This is a genomic window from Serratia sp. Ae19-1 (assembly GCF_059801225.1).
The window spans coordinates 454,171-471,663 of the sequence record NZ_JBCHWD010000004.1 but is presented as its reverse complement, the minus strand read 5'-3'; the positions used below and the strand labels follow the sequence as shown (position 1 = coordinate 471,663).

Annotated in this window: 16 protein-coding genes; 14 read left to right on the top strand and 2 right to left on the bottom strand. The window is 58.4% G+C overall.

Annotated elements, in window-relative coordinates; all coding sequences use genetic code 11:
- The first annotated feature begins 66 nt into the window (after positions 1–66).
- Both AAIE04_RS14905 and dcp read left to right on the top strand, forming a co-directional pair.
- On the top strand, positions 67–795 hold the full coding sequence (locus tag AAIE04_RS14905; RefSeq protein WP_139285526.1) for a hypothetical protein: 729 nt from the start codon (positions 67–69) through the stop codon (positions 793–795).
- Between the two features lie 166 nt (positions 796–961).
- Positions 962–3,163: a peptidyl-dipeptidase Dcp gene (gene dcp, locus AAIE04_RS14900; RefSeq protein ID WP_440529229.1), complete on the top strand. Its 2,202-nt coding sequence runs from the start codon at positions 962–964 to the stop codon at positions 3,161–3,163.
- A gap of 88 nt (positions 3,164–3,251) precedes the next feature.
- On the opposite strand, the gene AAIE04_RS14895 is transcribed toward dcp, so the two are convergent.
- The gene (locus AAIE04_RS14895; RefSeq protein WP_498577244.1) at positions 3,252–4,166 is read right to left on the bottom strand and encodes a LysR family transcriptional regulator; all 915 of its coding nucleotides are present in this window, start codon (positions 4,164–4,166) and stop codon (positions 3,252–3,254) included.
- Positions 4,167–4,272: 106 nt separating this feature from the next.
- Here AAIE04_RS14895 and AAIE04_RS14890 point away from each other — a divergent pair, with 106 nt between their 5' ends.
- The 9 genes from AAIE04_RS14890 (at position 4,273) to AAIE04_RS14850 (ending at position 12,706) form a co-directional block, all read left to right on the top strand.
- Positions 4,273–5,016 (top strand): sulfite exporter TauE/SafE family protein, encoded by a 744-nt coding sequence (locus AAIE04_RS14890; protein WP_498577243.1) that lies wholly within the window; start codon positions 4,273–4,275, stop codon positions 5,014–5,016.
- Between the two features lie 211 nt (positions 5,017–5,227).
- Positions 5,228–5,512: a hypothetical protein gene (locus AAIE04_RS14885; RefSeq protein ID WP_161796309.1), complete on the top strand. Its 285-nt coding sequence runs from the start codon at positions 5,228–5,230 to the stop codon at positions 5,510–5,512.
- A 56-nt stretch (positions 5,513–5,568) separates the two neighbouring features.
- Positions 5,569–5,835 carry a hypothetical protein gene (locus AAIE04_RS14880; protein WP_498577267.1) on the top strand — a complete coding sequence of 89 codons (267 nt, stop codon included), beginning with the start codon at positions 5,569–5,571 and terminating at the stop codon, positions 5,833–5,835.
- Between the two features lie 59 nt (positions 5,836–5,894).
- A complete protein-coding gene (locus AAIE04_RS14875) occupies positions 5,895–6,128 on the top strand; it encodes a TcdA/TcdB catalytic glycosyltransferase domain-containing protein (RefSeq protein ID WP_498577242.1) in 234 nt (77 codons plus the stop codon).
- Positions 6,091–7,167, top strand: coding sequence for a TcdA/TcdB catalytic glycosyltransferase domain-containing protein (locus AAIE04_RS14870; protein WP_498577241.1), 1,077 nt, complete (start codon positions 6,091–6,093; stop codon positions 7,165–7,167). Before AAIE04_RS14875 ends, AAIE04_RS14870 begins: the two co-directional genes overlap by 38 nt.
- Positions 7,168–7,267: 100 nt before the next feature.
- Positions 7,268–8,542, top strand: coding sequence for an HlyD family secretion protein (locus AAIE04_RS14865; RefSeq protein WP_498577240.1), 1,275 nt, complete (start codon positions 7,268–7,270; stop codon positions 8,540–8,542).
- On the top strand, positions 8,535–10,634 hold the full coding sequence (locus tag AAIE04_RS14860; protein WP_498577239.1) for a peptidase domain-containing ABC transporter: 2,100 nt from the start codon (positions 8,535–8,537) through the stop codon (positions 10,632–10,634). Before AAIE04_RS14865 ends, AAIE04_RS14860 begins: the two co-directional genes overlap by 8 nt.
- Positions 10,635–10,806: 172 nt before the next feature.
- Entirely contained in the window at positions 10,807–11,865 is a 1,059-nt protein-coding gene (locus AAIE04_RS14855; RefSeq protein ID WP_063919407.1) for a P1 family peptidase, read from the top strand.
- Between the two features lie 16 nt (positions 11,866–11,881).
- Positions 11,882–12,706 (top strand): M55 family metallopeptidase, encoded by an 825-nt coding sequence (locus AAIE04_RS14850; RefSeq protein ID WP_025159731.1) that lies wholly within the window; start codon positions 11,882–11,884, stop codon positions 12,704–12,706.
- A 12-nt stretch (positions 12,707–12,718) separates the two neighbouring features.
- Here AAIE04_RS14850 and AAIE04_RS14845 read toward each other — a convergent pair whose 3' ends face one another.
- A complete protein-coding gene (locus tag AAIE04_RS14845; protein ID WP_019456353.1) occupies positions 12,719–13,210 on the bottom strand; it encodes a DUF1003 domain-containing protein in 492 nt (163 codons plus the stop codon).
- Positions 13,211–13,481: 271 nt separating this feature from the next.
- On the opposite strand from AAIE04_RS14845, the gene AAIE04_RS14840 reads away from it, so the two are divergent.
- The 3 genes from AAIE04_RS14840 to AAIE04_RS14830 are packed head-to-tail and all read left to right on the top strand — an operon-like array spanning position 13,482 to position 17,478.
- Positions 13,482–15,704, top strand: coding sequence for a xanthine dehydrogenase family protein molybdopterin-binding subunit (locus tag AAIE04_RS14840; RefSeq protein WP_498577238.1), 2,223 nt, complete (start codon positions 13,482–13,484; stop codon positions 15,702–15,704).
- Positions 15,704–16,162 (top strand): (2Fe-2S)-binding protein, encoded by a 459-nt coding sequence (locus AAIE04_RS14835; RefSeq protein WP_063919409.1) that lies wholly within the window; start codon positions 15,704–15,706, stop codon positions 16,160–16,162. The genes AAIE04_RS14840 and AAIE04_RS14835 overlap by 1 nt, the downstream gene beginning before the upstream one ends.
- 11 nt (positions 16,163–16,173) lie before the next feature.
- Positions 16,174–17,478, top strand: coding sequence for a c-type cytochrome (locus AAIE04_RS14830; protein ID WP_498577237.1), 1,305 nt, complete (start codon positions 16,174–16,176; stop codon positions 17,476–17,478).
- Positions 17,479–17,493 lie beyond the last annotated feature (15 nt).

Sequence of the window (17,493 nt, the reverse complement as noted above, 5' to 3'; positions counted from 1 at the left end):
ATTTATTTATCAGGAAGGACACTGCGCGTATTTTTAATTAAACACTATATAAAGGATTTATTGCTCATGCTCGTATCTGACCCCCGTTATCACTTGTTAGCCGTCTGCAGCGCTCAGCATCTGCGCGCTGTAGCTGAAAGGATCTGTGCTCGCGATAAACTAGAACCGCTAGCATTTGATGCTGTTCTTTGGCGGAGTTGTTGGACATCACCACTGCCAACCATATCGCCAGAGTCGTCAAGTGAGTTTTTGCAATCGGTGGGGCATGTTTATCCTCGCGCCACTTATGAGTTGAGGTCTTGGCTCATCTCTGGCAGACGTAAGTTGGATCTGCAAGCTGCCGACAAGCTGATTTATCTTGCTCGCGTGATCGAGAAGGAGTGGAAAGTTGAAGAGCAACCTTCTGTTTGGCGCAAGCACCCCAGCAACAGGCTCAATGGTTATGCGTACAATATCGTACAGATTCTTATACATACCAGCGTATCTGAGGACTATCCAAAGGAGAATAATATCTCTCACCGGCATGATTTGCTTACGCATTCACCGAGTAACTCAAGGCTCACGGCTTGGATGGAAAAATATCAACATAGCTCAAAAGACCCCTTTGTTTTCGCACGGCTTGATGTGACACGTATCAGTAATATGAGGGAGTTGTTTCTGTGGCAGATCTCGCTTGAAACCCGTAGCGGATTATATACTTCGGCAACCTTCGAGGCTGCAGTGGGGAAAAGAATCAGGTCATACGATCGTCCTGTGCCCGGTCGGCGCATTCAAGCGTTTATAGGTTATATCTAATCGAGTCAACGCACCGCTATACGCCACAGGGAGCGAATCATCGTGGGATGGATATTCTAATCACTTGTTTTTGCTCAAAGTGCCAACTGCGCCTAAGCTAGGAGGTGACTCACAGGGAGCCATTCCCCGAGACCTTATTCCGTGAACATGGAGGAGTTTCGATTTGATGCGTTTATCCACATTGGTGCTGGCGATCGGCATGGCGCTGGGCTCGCAGGCACAGGCAGCAGAAACCCAACCACACGCCGACCATAGCGCGCTGCCCAGCGGCCAGGCGAAGGAGGCTACCGTGACCGGTGAAGCCAATCATCACGACCAGCAAAAGACTCAAAATCCGTTCTTCTATCAAAGCCGTCTGCCGTTCCAGGCACCGCCGTTCAACCTGATCAAGGAAAGCGACTACGCGCCGGCGATCGCAGCGGGCATCAAGCAAAAGCGGGAAGAGGTGGAGAAGATCGCCAACAACCCGGCCAAGCCCAACTTCAAGAACACCTTCGTGGCGCTGGAGCAGGCCGGTTCGCTGCTGACGCGGGTAATGAACGTGTTCGGCGCCATGACCTCGGCCAACACCAGCGATGCGCTGCAGAAGCTGGATGAAGAGACTTCGCCGAAGCTGGCGGCGCTGAACGACGACATCATGCTCAACGGCAAGCTGTTCGCGCGCATCAAGGCCATTTATCAGGATCGCGATGCGCTGAAGCTGGATCCGGAGTCGCGTCGGCTGGTGGAAGTGACCTACAAAAACTTCGAGCTGGCGGGCGCCAACCTGTCGGACGCCGACAAGGCCAAGCTGAAAGCGCTGAACCAGGAAGCGGCGACGCTGAGCACCCAGTTCACCAACAAACTGCTGGCGGCGAGCAAAAACGGCGCGCTGGCGATAACCGACCAGGCGAAGCTGGACGGCCTGTCGGAAGGCGAGCTGGCCGCAGCCGCGCAGGCGGCCGCCGAGCGCAAGCTGGAGAAACAGTGGCTGTTGGTGCTGCAGAACACCACGCAGCAGCCGCTGCTGCAGAGCCTGAAAGATCGCGACACCCGTAAAGCGCTGTTCGACGCCTCCTGGACGCGTGCGGAAAAAGGCGACGGCAACGATACCCGCCAGACCATTTCCCGTCTGGCCAAGGTGCGCGCCGAGCAGGCCAAACTGCTGGGCTACCCGAACTACGCCGCCTGGAAGCTGCAAAACCAGATGGCCAAGACGCCGGATGCCGCGCTGAGCTTTATGCGCAACATCGTGCCGGCGGCCACCGCGCGTGCCGAGCGTGAAGCCAAAGACATTCAGGCGGTGATCGATCAGCAGAAGGGCGACTTCAAGGTGCAGGCCTGGGACTGGCAGTTCTACGCCGAACAGGTGCGCAAGGCCAAGTACGATCTGGACGAGTCGCAGATCAAACCTTACTTCGAGCTGAACAACGTGCTGAACAACGGCGTGTTCTACGCTGCCAACCTGCTGTACGGCATCAGCTTCAAAGAACGCAAGGACATCCCGGTCTACCAGCCGGACGTCAAGGTGTATGAAGTGTTCGACAAGGACGGCAAATCGCTGGCGCTGTTCTACACCGATTACTTCAAGCGCGACAACAAGGGCGGCGGCGCCTGGATGAGCAACTTCGTCGATCAGTCGAAACTCAACGGCACCAAGCCGGTGATCTACAACGTGGCCAACTTCACCAAACCGGCGCCGGGCCAGCCGGCGCTGCTGTCGTATGACGACGTGATCACCATGTTCCACGAGTTCGGCCACGCGCTGCACGGCATGTTCGCCGATCAGGAATACCCGAGCCTGTCGGGGACCAACACCGCGCGCGACTTCGTCGAGTTCCCGTCGCAGTTCAACGAACACTGGGTCAGCGATCCGAAAGTGTTCAGCCACTTCGCCAAACATTACCAGACCGGCGAGGCGATGCCGCAGGAACTGGTCGACAAGATCAAGAAGGCCGACAAGTTCAACAAGGGCTACAGCATGACCGAGCTGCTGTCCGCCGCGCTGCTGGATATGCACTGGCACATGCTGACCGCCGATCAGCCGCAGCAGGACGTGGACAAGTTCGAGGCCGAGTCGCTGCAAAAAGACAAGGTGGATCTCAGCTATGTGCCGCCGCGCTACCGCTCCAGCTACTTCCAGCATATCTGGGGTAACGGCTACGCCGCGGGCTACTATGCCTATCTGTGGACGGAAATGCTGGCGGACGACGCCTTCCAGTGGTTCACCGAACACGGCGGACTGACCGCCGAAAACGGCCAGCGCTTCCGCGACATGATCCTGTCGCGCGGCAACAGCCAGGATCTGGAGAAGCTGTACATCGACTGGCGCGGCAAAGAGCCGAGCATCGAGCCGATGCTGCTCAACCGCGGGCTGAAGGACGAGTAAGTTCGTCCATTCCCGGTAAGTCAACAAAAGGGCGCGTGATGCGCCCTTCGTCTTTTTTGGCGTCGAGGCGTTAGAGAAAGGTTGAGGGTTAATCCGTTGCCGTGCGGTCGGCAAGATCCTCCTCTCCCTGGCGCAGGAACGCCACCAACCGCTGCGCCGGCAGCGGCAGCTGCGCCAGTTCACGCACCGCAATAGACAGACGCCGGATCGCCCAATCGTCCGTCAGCGCGAGGGCGCTACGTTGAATCTCAGGATGGCGCCGGGCACTCTCTTCCGGCACCACCGCCAGCCCGGCGCCGCGCAGCACCATGCGGCAGATGGCGTCGAAATGGCCGGCGCGCGCCCGCAGCCGCATTGGGCCGCCGCTGCGTATCGCCAGCTGCTCCAGATGCTGTTGCAGCGCGCTCTCTTGCGGCAGGCCGATAAAATCAAAAGGCAGGGCGTCCGCAAAGCCGATCTGGCGGCGGCCGCTGAGCGCATGCCCCGGCGGCAGCGCCAGCACCAGACGATCCTGGCGAAAAGGATAGCTGACCAGACCGCGCAGGTCGGCGTGATCCGCCACGATGCCGATATCCGCCGCCCGTTCGGCGATCGCCTGCGCGATAGCCGGGCTGGGCAGCTCCTCCAGCGCGATGTCGGTGTGCGGGTGCAGCGCCAGAAAATCCGCCAGCAGCTCCGGCAAAAAGGCGTCGGCGGCGACGGTATTGGCGACGATGCGCAGCTGGCTGCGCTGGCCCGGCGCAAACTCGGCCATTTCGCCGCGCAGCCGGTCGCGCTGTTGCAACAGCAAACGAGCGTGTTGCAATAAGCGTTCACCGGCGGCCGTTACCTGGACGCCGCGCGGATTGCGCGTCAGCAGCGCCACACCTGCCTGCTGCTCCAGCCCGCGCATGCGGGCGCTGGCGGCGGCCAGCGACAGCCCGACGCGCTCGGCGCCGGCGGTGATGCTGCCGGTCTCGATCACCGCCACCAGCAGCCGCAGATCGATAAAGTCAAAATGCATGCGTTCTCCCTCTGTCTTTGCCGCAGGCAGGCTCTGCCATTGCCGCATTGTGCCGAGCCGCGCCGCTGGTCACAATCGGGCCGTTGATTGCCATAAGGATAGACGCATGTCGCTGACGCTACTGGATATTATCGCCCTGACGGGCATTTTTACGCTGGCCGGCACGGTCAAAGGGGCGATCGGTCTGGGATTGCCGACGGTGTCGATGGGGCTGCTTAGCCTGATGATGCCGCCGGGGCAGGCCGCCGCGCTGCTGCTGTTGCCCTCACTGATCACCAACCTGTGGCAGTTGCTGTGCGGGCCGATGCTGGGGGCGCTGTGCCGTCGGCTGTGGCCGATGATGCTGTGCGTTACGCTGGGCACGTTGCTGAGCGCCGGTGCGCTCACCGCCAGCGACGGCCGCCTGGCGCCGCTGGCGTTGGGCGTTTGCCTGATCGGTTATGCGCTGTTGGGTTTTACCCGTTTCGATTGGCGCATTTCCGCCGCGACCGAACCTTGGCTGGGGCCGCTGTGCGGCTTGGTGACCGGTGTGCTGACCGGCGCCACCGGTGTATTTGTCATACCGGCGGTACCTTATCTGAATGCGTTGGGCTTGGCGCGTGACGATCTGGTGCAGGCGCTGGGGCTGTCGTTCACCGTCTCGACGCTGGCGCTGGCCGCCGGTTTGGCCTGGCATCAGGCGCTGCCCGGCGCGCTGCTCGGCGGTTCGTTGTTGGCGCTGTTGCCGGCGTTGGGCGGCATGTGGCTGGGGGAGAGGGTGCGTCGTCATTGTCGCCCGCAGCTGTTCCGCCGCCTCTTCTTTATTGGGTTATTAATCTTGGGCGTTGAGATTATTTGGCGACTCAATTAATTGAATCGATAGCATGTGCGTGTAATTAGGTTCGATATATTATTCTGGGGTTTATTTTAATATGATGAGTTGCAATGTTTAGAACACGCTTTTTTTATTGGTTTTTTTATGAAATACAGGATGGTTATGGATTGTTATTAGTGTGTTTTACATTTGCCACTACAGCTGTTTTTAATGACGGTAAAACCAGTAAGCCCATAGGAGAGTATTTATGAAGGAAATTTTAAGTAGCCAATTCGATGCGGTGTCAGGTGGATGGCAGGATCGAGATGGGAGCGGCAAAAGATCGTCTGATAACGGAGGCTCTGGTGCTTCAGATCGTGGTGGAAATAACGGCGGTGACCGCGGGCCTCAGTCATTCTTGTCAAAAAACAGCCCTTATGGCAGCGGTTCCGGCGCCAGTGGTTTCTGGGGGAATGGCAGCTCTACAGGAAATGGTTATGGCGGCAATGGCACTGGGCCGAGAGAAACCAGAGAATCCGGAACCAAACGCTAATTAACAGCTGCAATCCCAGCACAGAAGTAACATTCTGTGCTTTTATGGGGTATATGATGAATAAATATGTTGTTTTTATAAAGAGCGATGAGTCAAGGGTACTGAGAAAGGAAGTGGTTACACGAGAAATAATTAAAGACATGAAGCGGAAGGGGTTCAGAAAGCATCATGTTGAAGTAGAAGCTGAGAACGAAAACGATGCTATTAACAAATTAAATAAGAACAGCAATGACTATTTGGATTCACTGAAAAATTTTTCCGGTGATTTATTGTTTTGTTCTATTTGTATCATTGTTATGGTCATGGTTTATTTATTTAGCTGAGCCATAATCAGTATTGAATTATTAAAGTTATTTATACTATATTTTGCGTGGTGATTTAAATGAGTCATCAGATGTTGGGTGTGGATTTATCAAAGATAGAAAAGTCATCCGTTCCAAATATCCTGCACTTTATATGGATTGGTGACTTAAGTGAAGTAAATACTCATTATGTCGATATATGGAAAAAGACGAATAAAGATAAGCAGGTATTCTTTTGGTATGACAAAGACGCTTCACTGTGTCATTTGCTAAATAATGCCATACACGATTTCGTCAACGCCGAAAAAAAATAAATTTAAGGTTGAATTGAAAATAAAAAATCACGCCTTTAATTATATATGCCCAAAGGTAATGGAGGGCTTTTCTTTTGATGAGCTGGTTGTTGCATTCTTAATCGAAAATAAAATTCCTTATCAGAAACCGCCAAAAGCGATTGAAGACGTATGGTTTGAAAGTAGGGGTTTTACAAAAAAATGTATAACGGAGCTTTTTTGCAATGGTTTCGATGATTTCATGAGATATTATTATTATGAGATTATATTAAGGTGTAATCTTGCCAGTGCAAGTGACATAATCAGGCTTTTAATCATCTACCAATATGGTGGAACTTATGTCGATGTTGATACACTCCCATACACTGATAACATATATCATGGGTTAAATAAGCATATAGAAGAGGAGGGCATTATCGAGAGCGACTCGCTTCTCTTATTTAAGGCCGTGTGTTTTTTAAAAAAGACAAATTCAGAAGAGCTATGGCCTGCAGCAGTGATCGGCTGCGATGAAAATGAGTTAGGAGTAGATGCTGTTGAATTTGAAAAAATAAAACAGCTTGTCGAACAGGACCTCTATGGTTTTTCTTTGGATATGATACTGCCATTGGGTGAAACATACGTTCATAAAAATTTATTGGCGTTAGGATCACTCAGAAGATTTAAAGGTGTTTATTTTAATAATTTCATATCTTCTCATCAAAAATCAAAAGCGATAAGGATCATCCTTAGAACCATGAAGAAAAGGTATCGCTTTTTGGAAAAAAGCAATTGCATATTTGATTGTTACGTTGATGACAAGCCCAAGTGTTATCTGACCAGACTTTTAACATGGAGAACCGAGTTAACAACAAGGGACTATTGTGTGACTCAGGTCTTAACTGGTCCGGGATTGATTGTCGAGGTTTTATTGGGGTTGGCTTATAAAGTATTCAATATTGAATATTCAGTTGAGCCACATATTATAGCCGAGTACATGCAAAATTCTGATTTTGGAATTGCATTATTTCAACACAACATAGATACACCTGATGCCGTCTATTCCACATGGAGAAAATAAAAAATAGCTTTGGATGCAAGGTGGTTTAAGTTTCGATGGATTATTGCCAATCTAATAGCGTGTGAGTTTTGTCATTATACTTCACTAAGGGACGCTGCTCATGTTTCGCCAGGAAGCGATCGAGAATCAGAAAATGAAATGGCGTGGCAGGGCGCTCCTGCTACCCGGCATTCCCTTTTGGCTCACGGCAGGGCTCTGCCTATTTTTCTTCATCGCCTTTCTCACCTTCGCGATCGCCGGTACCTATACCCGGCGGGTCAACGTGACCGGCGAGATCAGCACTTATCCGCGCGCCGCCAACGTTTATTCCGCCGTCCAGGGGATAGTGGTCAAGCAATTTGTCACCGAAGGGCAGGTGATTGCCGCCGGCGCCCCCATTTACCAGATTGACGTCAGTAAAAGCACCCGTAGCGGTGTGATCAGCGACAACCAGCGGCGGGATATCGATGGCCAGCTGGTACGCATTGCGCAAATCATCAACCGACTGGAAAGCAGCAAGCAGGCCACGCTTACCATGCTGGAGAAACAGAAGGCACAATATACTGCCGCGTTCACCCGCTCCACTGACATTCTCCGGCGTGCTCAGGAAGGGATACGCATCATGAAGGAAAACATGGAGAACTACCGGCACTATCAAACCAAGGGACTGATAAATAAGGACCAGCTCACCAACCAGGTGGCACTGTATTACCAACAGCAGAACAACCTGCTGGGCCTGTCCGGCCAGAATGAACAGAATGCGCTGCAGATCACCGCGCTGGAAAGCCAGATCCATATCCAGGCCGCCGAGTTTGACAACCAGATCTACCAGATGGAGCTGCAGCGCTACGAGCTGCAAAAGGAGCGGCAAAACATCGATGCCACTGGCGATATTATCGTTCGCGCGCTGGCCGGCGGCCGCATTGACTCGCTGAGCGTCACGGTTGGCCAGATGGTCAACGTCGGCGACAGTCTGCTGCAGGTACTCCCCCACGACATCGATCGCTATGCTCTGGTGCTGTGGGTGCCCAACGACGCTATCCCCTACATCGCCACCGGTGACAAGGTCAATGTACGCTATGACGCCTTTCCGGCAGAAAAATTCGGCCAGTTTGCCGGTACGGTATCCGTCATCTCCAAAGCTCCGGCCTCACCGCAGGAAATGCTGACCTATCAGGGGGCGCCCAAAGCGGCGCTGACCGCCGCCGTGCCTTACTACAAAGTGATCGTCATGCCGGAGAAACAGGCCATTGCCTATGACGGTAAACGTCTGAGCCTGGAAAACGGCATGAAAGCGCAAAGCACCCTGTTTCTGGAAAAAAGGAAGATTTATCAATGGATGCTGTCGCCGTTCTACGACATGAAACACAGCGCAACGGGGCCAGTCAATGAGTAGGAGCACATTCAAACAACGGGTCAGCCAGCTGGATCTGCGGCTGCGCCACCGGGTTCCGATGGTACACCAGACCGAGTCGTCGGAATGCGGGCTGGCCTGTTTGGCGATGATCTGCGGTTATTACGGCAAAAACATCGACCTGATCGCGCTGCGCCGGCAGTTCAATCTGTCGGCCCGCGGTGCAACGCTGGTTGGGCTGACCGGTATCGCCGAACAGCTGGGGTTGAGCACTCGCCCCTTGTCGCTGGAGCTGGACGAACTTGGCGCGCTAAAACTGCCCTGCATTCTGCACTGGGAATTCAACCATTTTGTGGTGCTGGTCAGCGTCAAAGGCCACCGCGCAGTGCTGCACGATCCGGCGCGCGGGCGGCGGGCGGTCAGCCTGGCGGAGCTGTCGCACAGTTTCACCGGCGTAGCGCTTGAGGCCTGGCCCGGCAGCACCTTTACCGCCGACAGCGTTCGCCACCGCATTCACCTGCGCACGCTGATTGGCAGCGTGCATGGCCTCAAGGGGGCGCTCGGCAAAATCTTTTGCCTGTCTCTGGTGTTCGAAACCATCAACCTGGTGATGCCCATCAGCACGCAGCTGGTGATGGATCACGCTATTCCTGCCGGAGATCGCGGGTTACTGTCGCTCATCTGCGCCGGATTGATGCTGTTTATCTTGTTGCGGGCTGCCATCGGCATGGTGCGGGCGTGGTCCGGACTGGTTATGTCGACGCTTATCAACGTTCAGTGGCAATCCGGTCTGTTTACTCACCTGCTGCGCCTGCCGCTCGGTTACTTTGAACGGCGTAAGCTGGGTGACATTCAGTCACGCTTCGGTTCACTGGATACGCTGCGCAGCACTTTCACCACCAGTATCGTCGGCGCCATCATGGATAGCATCATGGTGATTGGCGTGCTGGTGATGATGGCGCTGTATGGCGGCTGGCTGACCTGGGTAGTGCTCACTTTCACCGCGCTTTATGTGTTGATGCGACTGCTGACCTACGGCTATTACCGTCAGCTGTCTGAGGAGGCCCTGGTTAGAGAGGCTCGGGCCGGCTCGTATTTTATGGAAACGCTGTACGGTATCGCTACCGTCAAAATGCAGGGCATGGCAGAACGCCGCATCGCTCACTGGCTAAACCTTGAAATCGACACCATCAACACGGGGATCCGCGTCACCCGAATGGACATGCTGTTTGGCGGGATCAACACCTTCATAGCGGCGTGTGACCAGATCGTCATACTGTGGCTGGGCACCAGCCTGGTGATCGATAACCAGATGACCCTCGGCATGTTCGTGGCGTTCGGCGCCTTTCGGGGGCAGTTCTCCGACCGCATCGGGTCGCTGACGGAGTTTTTGCTGCAACTGCGCATGATGAGCCTGCATAACGAACGCATTGCCGATATCGCCCTGCATCCGCGGGAGGAGCGTAAACCCGATCACCCTTACACGGCGGGCCTGCAACCTTTGGGATTGACGACCCATGCCCTGAGCTATCGTTACGACAGCCAGTCACCGGCTATCTTTGATGGCCTGGACATCAGCGTTGCGCCGGGCGAAAGCGTGGCCATTGTGGGTCCGTCCGGGGCAGGGAAGACCACGCTGATGAAGGTACTGTGCGGGCTGTTTCCCCCAGATTCAGGGCGGGTTGAGGTGAACGGCGTCGATATCCGGCAGCTCGGCATCAACAACTACCACAAAATGATTGCCTGCGTGATGCAGGACGACAAACTGTTCTCCGGCTCGATCCGGGAAAATATCTGCGGGTTCGCGGACGAGATGGATGATGCCTGGATGGAAGCCTGTGCCCGTGCCAGCTATCTGCATGAGGTGATCATGCGCATGCCGATGGGGTATGAAACCCCGATCGGCGAACTGGGGGAAGGTTTGTCCGGCGGGCAAAAACAGCGTCTATTCATAGCCCGGGCAATCTACAAGAAGCCGGCTATTTTGTTCCTGGATGAGGCCACCAGTGCGCTGGATAAGGAGAGCGAAGCTGCCGTGAATCAGGCAATTAAGAGACTCAATATCACTAAGCTGATCATTGCCCACCGTGAAACGACCATTGCGTCGGCAGATCGGGTTATACATCTTGGATAAGGGGGGATATCACCCGCGGCACCGGCTATTTACATTGCTTTTCTCCCCAAAAACCCAATAAGTGGCGATGGGGCAAGGCTATTTTTGCTGCTCGCTTCCGCTTTCAATTTACGGCGCGGCGCATTGCGCGATATTCTGGTTTCCTGATGGGCTAACGGCGGACGAGGGAACCATGACGGACAGCCAGGTGTTTGAACAACAAAGCCTCGACAATCTGCTGAGCTATTGGCGGCGTCATCGCCGCCTGCCGGGCGCGCGTTACCCGGCCGGCCCGACCGACAGCCTGTGCGACGTGCCGGGCGTCAGCGTCGGGCATCACACGCTGGCCGACGGCGAATGCCAGACCGGCGTCACCGCCATCGTGCCGCCGGGCGATCTGTTCAACCAACCGCTGCCGTGCGGCAGTGCGGTGCTCAACGGTTTCGCCAAGCCGCTGGGATTGGTGCAATTGAATGAGCTGGGGGAGTTGCAGACGCCTATTCTGCTGAGCAATACCTTCGCCGTCGGCACGCTGTTTAACGCCATGGTGCGGCGCAGCTGTTTGCGCTATCCGCAGATCGGCCGCGGCAGCGCCACCATTAATCCGCTGGTGCTGGAGTGCAACGACGGCTACCTCAACGATATTCAGGCGATGGCGGTGCGGGAGGAACACGTCTTCAGCGCGCTGGATAATCACTCCACCCGCTTTGCGCGCGGCAGCGTCGGCGCCGGGCGCGGCATGAGCAGCTTCGGCCTGAAGGGCGGCATCGGCACCGCCTCGCGCTATTGCCCGGGGTTAGGCACCATGCTGGGCGTGCTGGTGCTGGCCAACTTCGGCACCCTCGACTCGCTGACGCTGAGCGGCGTGCGCGTAGGTCCGGCGCTGGGCAAACTGTTGGCGGATCCGCCGCCGCAGGTAGACGCCGGTTCGGTCATCATCATCATCGCCTGCGATCGGGCGCTGGACAGCCGTCAACTGAACCGTATCGCCCGCCGAGCGGGCGCCGGTTTGGGGCGGGTAGGCAGCCATTGGGGGCACGGCTCCGGCGACATCGCGCTGGCGTTCTCCACTCGGCTGTTGGGGGCGACGTTGCCGGACGAACGGCTGGAGCCGCTGTTTGCGGCGGCGGCGGACGCCACCGAATACGCGGTGCTGGATGCCTTGCTGAGCGCGGAAGGCGTCAGCGGTTTCCAGCAACATGCGCGCGTGGCGCTGGGCCCGCTGCTCGATCGGCTGGCGGCGGCAAATTAACTTACGGGAGCCCGATGTGAAGGTCTTTATCTCTGCAGATATCGAGGGGATAGCCGGCGTAATGCGGCCGGAGCAATGTAACCCGGCCCATGCCGACTATGCGGCGGCGCGCGAGCTGATGGAGCAGGAAGTCAACGCCGCCATCGACGGCGCTTTCGCCGGCGGCGCCACCGAGGTGACGGTGGCCGACAGCCACGCCATGATGCAGAACCTGCGCGCCGATCGCATCGATGCGCGGGCACGACTGGTGCAGGGCAAGCCGCGTGGGCTGTCGATGGTGGAAGGGCTGCAGCATCAGCGTTACGACGGCCTGATGTTTATCGGTTATCACAGCGCCGCCGGCGAGCGCGGCGTGCTGGCGCACACCATCAACGGCCGGGCCTTTTATCGCGTCAGCCTGAACGGCGACGTGGTGGGCGAAAGCGATCTGTATGCGGCGGCGGCGGCCGAGTTGAACGTGCCGCTGTGGCTGGTGAGCGGCGACGACGAGCTGCAAGGCTGGATCGCCGAACGCTATCCGCAAGCCGGCTATGTCTGCGTGAAGCGCGCCATCTCGCAAACCGCCGCCGAATCGCTCAGCCCGCAACGGGCGCGCGCCGAGATCCGCGAACGCGCGATGCAGCAGGTGCGACAGGGTGCCAGGCTGCCCGTGGAACGCCGCTTCATGCCGCCTTATCGGTTGACGCTGATGGCGGCCAAACCGGTGCTGGCGGATCTGTTCAGTCTGGTGCCCGGCGTGCAACGCCAGGACGCGCTCACCGTGGTCTTCGACAGCGACAACATGGCGGCGCAAATCAGCCTGCTCAGCGTATTTTCCTATCTGGCAACGACGCAGAGCTGAGCATCCCGGTCATTACTGCCGGTCGCGTTGGGTTAACTGGATAGTGAGGTGCTCGATGCGTTCGGCCATCTGCTTGGTCAGGGCGGTGAGCTCGGTGTTTTGTTTCAACAGCTCGAGCAGCTGTTCGGATTGCCGTTCGACCAGGGTTTGCCGCTGCGCCATCGCCTCATCCAAATCCTCCCGGTGCTGGGCATCGGCCAGGGCGTGCGCCTGATCGCGCTCGGCCTGACGGGTTTGCGCCAGCAGGATCAGCGGCGCGGCGTAGGCGGCCTGCAGGCTGAACGCCAGGTTCAGCAAAATAAACGGATAAGGGTCAAATTTGGTGAAGCCCGCCAGGTTGAGATAGATCCATACGCCGACCACCACCGTTTGCCCCACCAAAAACGTCGGGGTGCCGAAGAAACGGGCGAACGCCTCGGCTTTCAGGGCAAACCACTGATCGCCAAAGGTGTGAGTCAGGCCTTTCAGCGGGCGATACAAGCGAAATTTTTTGTGTTCCGACATAGCGGTAAGACTCGTTGCGGTTGGAAGTGCCTCATTTATAGCACAAATGAATGCAAAATTTTGTCCGCGCGACGGTCGGGCGTTGCCGGCCCGCACCGCACGATTCTCCAATAGAAAATCCCTTTTCAACATTAAGCCTACTGAATAATAGGCTACGCTAATTATTGCTCTGCTGCGCTATATCACCTGACCGGCGCGGCAAGCCATTCCCATAACAAGATTTGTTTCGCCGAAGGCAGTGACGCCTTCGGTTTTTTTGGAGTCATGAGCAATGAGCATATCCCAAGTTCCGCTTTCGCGGCGGCGGTTCATCGTCGGCGCCGGGGCGTTGGTGATCGGCGCTTATCTGCCGTCCACCGGCGCGCTGGCGCGCTCGAACGCCCCGGCCGCCTCCGGCGCGGCGGCGTTTGACGCCAACGCCTTCGTCCAGATCGGCGCCGACGGCATCGTCACCGTGATCAGTAAACACACCGAAGTGGGCCAGGGGGTCTATACCGGCATGGCGACGCTGGTCGCCGAAGAGCTCGATGCCGACTGGGCGCAGGTGCGGGTCGTGGCCGCGCCGGTGGACACCTCCGTCTACAAGAACCTGGCGTTCGGATTCCAGGGCACCGGTGGATCCAGCTCGGTCGCCAATGCCTATGAGCAGATGCGGCGCATGGGCGCCATGGCGCGTGCGCTGTTGGTGCAGGCCGCCGCGCAGAGTTGGAAAACCTCGGCGCAGGAAATCACCGTGCAGGCGGGCAAGATTCGCCACGCCGCCAGCGGGCGAGAAGCGGGTTTTGGCGAGTTCGCCGCGTTGGCCGCCACGCTGCCGCCGCCCGATCCCGCCAGCCTGACGCTGAAGGATCCGGCCCATTTCACCCTGATTGGCAAAACGCGCGGCCTGCACCGCGTCGATTCGCTGGCGAAAACCAACGGCAGCGCGCAGTTCTCGCAGGATATCCACGAGCCGGACATGCTGACCGTCACCATCAAGAAGCCGCCGCGTTTCGGCGGCAAGGTGGCGACCTTCGACGCCGAGCGCGCGTTGGCGGTGCCGGGAGTGGTGGCGGTGAAGCAGATCGCCACCGGCGTGGCGGTTTACGCCAAAAATACCTGGGCGGCGATCCAGGGACGGGAGCGGCTGCGGGTAACCTGGGACGACGCGCAGGCCGAATGGCGCAACACCGAAGAGATTTACGCCGAATTCCGTCAGGTGGCGCAGAAAACCGGCGTGGTGGCGAAGAGTCTCGGTAAGCCGGACGAGGTGTTCGACAAGGCCGACAAGGTTATTGAGGCCGAATACACCTTCCCGTACGTCGCCCACGCCCCGATGGAGCCGTTGGACGGTTACCTATTCTGGGATGGCGAAAGCGTCAAGGCGCGCTATGGCTGCCAAATCCAAACGCTCGATCACAAGCAGCTGTGCGATCTGTTCGAACTGCCGCCGGACAAGGTGCAGATTGACACTATTCTGGCGGGCGGCAGCTTTGGGCGGCGCATCGATCTGGGTAACCCGACGCTGGGGCCGGACCTGGCGGCCGACATGGCGGCTGCCGCCAAGGGCATCGGCCCCGGCCACGGTGTGAAGGTGGTGTGGACGCGCGAGGACGACATCCGCAATGGTTGGTATCGTCCGATGATCCTGCACCGCCTGCGCGGCGCCATCCGTGGTGGCAAGGTGGTGGGGTGGACCGATACCGTGGTCGGCCATTCCTGGACGCGCCACAGCGCGATGGATGCGCTGGTGGTCAACGGCCTCGATCAGATGATGGTCGAGGGTGCCAGCGAGGTGCCTTATACCTTCGAAGCCTTCCGCTGCGATGCGCACATCGTGCCCGGCAAGGTGCCGACCACCTCACTGCGATCGGTCGCCAGCACCCACACCGGCCACGCGGTGGAGAGCTTTATCGATCAATTGCTGCAGGAGACCGGGCAGGATCCGGTTGAAGGGCGGCTGGCGTTGATGGGCGAGGCGCCGCGTGCGGCGGGTGTGCTGCGGGCGGTGGCCAAAGCCGCCGGCTGGCAGGGTGCCAAAGTGGTGGACGGACGCGCGCGCGGCGTGGGCGTCGCCAAGGCGTTCGATACCTATGTGGCGCAGGTGGCCGAGGTGTCGATCGGCGAGGGCGGCATTCCGAAAGTGCACAAGGTGTGGTGCGCGGTGGACTGCGGCGTGGCGGTGAATCCCGACGTGATCCGCGCGCAGATCGAAGGTGGCATCGGCTACGGCCTCAGCATGGCGCTATACGGCAACATTACGCTGAAAGATGGCGTGGTTGAACAGTCCAACTTTAATAATTACCGCCCGCTGCGCATCGATGAGATGCCGGAGATCGAGGTGATCATCGTGCCCTCGAGCGAGAAACCGACCGGCATAGGCGAACTGGGGGTGCCGACCATCGCTCCGGCGGTCGGCAACGCGCTGGCGCTGCTCGGGCGGCCGCGCAGCTCGCTGAACCTGCCGCTGCATAATCCCACCGCGAATCCGGCGTCTGACAAGGAGAGAACCTGATGATGCAATTAACCGTAAACGAGCAGCCGCTGACCTTTGAGGGTGACCCGCACATGCCCCTGCTGTGGTTCTTGCGTGACGAAGCCGGCCTGACCGGCACCAAGTTCGGCTGCGGCATCGCCATGTGCGGTGCCTGCACCGTGCATCTGGACGGCGTGCCGGTGCGATCGTGCATGACGCCGGTCTCCGCCGCCGTCGGCAAGAAAATCACCACCATCGAAGCCGTGGGCGCCACGCCGGAGGGCAAAGCGGTGCAGGAAGCCTGGCTCGACCTGGACGTGGTGCAGTGCGGTTACTGCCAGTCCGGCCAGATCATGAGCGCCAGCGCGCTGTTGGCGCAAAGTAAAAATCCAAGTGATGCGGACATCGATGCGGCGATGGGCGGCAACGTCTGCCGCTGCGCCACCTATGTGCGCATTCGCGCCGCCATCCACCAGGCCGCCAAGGCATTGGGTTAGGGAGAGATGCGATGAGCAACGCCTTGAAAGGGCTGTTATGGCTGATTATCGCCGTGGCGGTACTGGCGGGAGGGTACGCGCTGTACACGCAACTGCGGCCAACCGGCGCGGAACCCGCGGCGCCGATCGCCGGGGCGCCGGCCGGCATCACCGATAAGCTGGCGCGCGGCGAGTACCTGGCGCGCGCCGCCGACTGCGTGGCGTGCCATACCGCGCCGGGCGGCGCGCCTTATGCGGGCGGCTTCGTCTTTAAACTGCCGTTCGGCACCATTTACGGCACCAACATCACCGCCGACAAGGAGACCGGCATCGGCAACTGGAGCGACGATCAGTTCGTGCGCGCGGTACGTGAGGGCATCGGTCCGCAGGGCAACCTGTATCCGGCGATGCCGTACACCTCGTACACCGGGCTGAGCCGCGACGACGTGCTGGCGATCAAGGATTATCTGTTCAGTCTGCCGCCGGTGAAACAGGCCAACCCGCAAAACGATCTGTCGTTCCCGTTCAACCAGCGTTGGGGCATGAAATTCTGGAACCTGGCGTTCTTCCGGGAGCAGCGCTTCGCGCCGGATCTCAACAAGGATGAACAGTGGAATCGCGGCGCCTATCTGGCGACGGCGCTCGGCCACTGCGGCGAGTGTCATACGCCGCGCAATCTGGGGTTCGGCCTTAACCAGAGCAAGCACCTGAGCGGTGAAGTGGTGCAGGGGTGGTTCGCCGCCAACATCACGCCGGACAAACAGACCGGCATCGGCAGCTGGAGCGACCAGCAGCTGTCGCAGTATCTGGCCACCGGTCATGCGCCGGGGCGCAGCAGCGCCGCCGGCCCGATGGCGGAAGCGGTGGAAAACAGCCTGCAGTTCCTGACGCCGGAAGATAATCTGGCGCTGGTGAAATACCTGCGCGATATCGAGCCGATCGCCGGCGACGGCGCGGCGGCGGTGAACCTGCAGCCGAAGGGCGCGGCGGCATCCACCCCGATCCTGCCGGGCGGGCAAGACAGTTCGCTCGGGCGGCGGCTGTTCGCCAACGACTGCAGCGGCTGCCACCAGTGGAACGGGCCGGGCCGCCAGAGCGAGTACGCTTCGCTGGTGGGCAGCACGGCGGTGAACGATCCGCAGGGGCGCAGCGTGGTGCAGGCCATCCTGAAGGGGACGAGCATCAGCATCGGCGATCGGCATGAAATGATGCCGGCGTTCGGCAGCGCCTATTCCGACGAGGAAGTGGCGGCGGTCGCCAACTTCGTGGTCGGCCACTTCGGCGATAAGCAGGGCAAAGTCACCGCCAAGCAGGTAGCGGAGCAGCGCAAGCAGTAGCGAAAAGGCGCGCGG